Source organism: Arthrobacter sp. Hiyo1 (genome assembly GCF_001263615.2).
Classification (GTDB): domain Bacteria; phylum Actinomycetota; class Actinomycetes; order Actinomycetales; family Micrococcaceae; genus Arthrobacter.
Genome location: NZ_DF952469.1, coordinates 426,407 through 428,275, shown reverse-complemented (window position 1 = coordinate 428,275; position 1,869 = coordinate 426,407). Strand labels below are relative to the sequence as shown.

2 pseudogenes are annotated in these 1,869 nt (G+C 64.6%); both read left to right on the top strand.

What is annotated here, in order from left to right:
* Positions 1–944: pseudogene (locus tag AHiyo1_RS06360) on the top strand (S8 family serine peptidase); the annotation flags it as partial.
* A 71-nt stretch (positions 945–1,015) separates the two neighbouring features.
* Positions 1,016–1,869, top strand: a pseudogene (locus tag AHiyo1_RS06355) (NAD(P)/FAD-dependent oxidoreductase); the annotation flags it as partial.

Below are 1,869 nucleotides of genomic sequence, written 5' to 3'. Positions count from 1 at the left end.
GGCGTCGCGCCCGAGGCCCAGATCCTCTCCGTTTCCGCCTGGCTCGGTTCGCCGAATCCGGCGGGCAAGACGGACCAGGAACAGATTCCCGAAGCTGTCCGATGGGCGGTGGACAACGGCGCCAAGGTCATCAACATTTCCCTCGGCAGCACCTCGCCTGATTGGCCCCAAAGCTGGGATGCGGCGTTCCTCTATGCCGAACAAAAGGACGTGGTGATCGTGGCCGCGGCGGGCAACCGGATCGGCGGAAACGTCCAGGTGGGCGCGCCGGCCACGATTCCGGGTGTACTGACCGTGGCGGGACTCGACCGGAACCGTACGGCCAGCGTCGACGCTTCTTCGCAGGGAATCAGCATCGGCGTCTCGGCGCCCGCGGAGAAGCTGGTGGGCGGACTGCCCGGTGGGAGCTATGAAGATTGGGCCGGCACGTCCGGCTCCGCGCCGATTGTCTCCGGCGTCGCGGCACTTATCCGCTCGAAATGGCCTGATATGAGCGCCAAGCAGGTCATCAACAGGATTGTGTCGACGGCCGAGGATGCAGGCGCGCCCGGCAAGGACCCCATCTATGGCTACGGCATCCTCAATGCCGAGGCGGCCCTGAAAGCCGATGTACCCGAGGTAGCGAGCAATCCCGTGGGATCCATTGCGGACTGGATCCGGGTCCATCGACGTGGCGACCTCAGCAGCCCGACGCCTCCGTCAACGTCGAAACCAAGCATTCCCGCGGCCACCTTGGCGGATCCCACAGTTCCCGCGGCCAAGGCGCCATCGCAGTCCGACACTGCGGTTCCGGCCGCGGTGGTCATCGGCTTTGGTTCGCTTTTCGTGGCGATCGTCGCGGGCGCCACCGTCCAATTGAGGCGCGCTACCGGACCTCCCCGGAACTGCCCGACGAGACCTCGACCGGCGTGGTGGACGTCGTGGATCCGAGCCCCCCGAAATAGCCTCCGGCGCCGATCCGTAGCGTCGGGAAATAGTTAGTGAAGATTTTCACAAGGTGCTGTACTCTATTCTTATGGCAACCACCCCTGAGCTCATTGACCGTCCCCGTGTTCTCGTTGTCGGCGGCGGATACGTCGGCCTGTACGTAGCACTCAAGCTGCAGAAGAAGATCGCGAACGCCGGCGGCATCGTCACCGTCGTTGATCCCCTTCCCTACATGACCTACCAGCCCTTCCTCCCCGAAGTGGCCGGCGGCAACATCGAGGCACGCCACGCCGTCGTCTCGCACCGCCAGCACCTCAAGCAGACGGAACTCATCCAGGGCCGCGTCACCAGCATCGACCACAAGAACCGCACCGCCGTTGTTGCTCCGGCCGACGGTGGAGAGCCTTTCGAGATCCCGTACTTCGACGTCGTGGTTGCCGCCGGCGCCATCACCCGGACGTTCCCCATCAAGGGCCTCGCTGACGAAGGCATTGGCCTGAAGACCATCGAAGAAGCGGTCGCCCTGCGCAACAAGGTCCTTGAGCGCATCGAGGTTGCCTCCACCATGACGGACGCCGCCGAACGCGCCAAGGCCCTGACCTTCGTGGTCGTGGGTGGCGGTTTCGCAGGTATCGAGTGCATCACCGAGATGGAAGACCTCGCCCGCGCTGCCGTCAAGAACAACGCGCGCATCCGCCAGGAAGAGGTCCGCTTCGTTCTCGTCGAAGCCATGGGCCGCATCATGCCCGAGGTCACCGCAGCCAGGCAGAGTGGGTTGTCGAACACCTGCGCAGCCGCGGCATCGAGGTCCTGCTCAACACCTCCCTCGACAACGCAGAGGGAAGCCTCAAGCTCATCAACCTGCCGGACAAGACGCCTGCCCAGGAGTTCGAAGCCGACACCCTCGTGTGGACTGCAGGCGTGCAGGCCAACCCGATGATC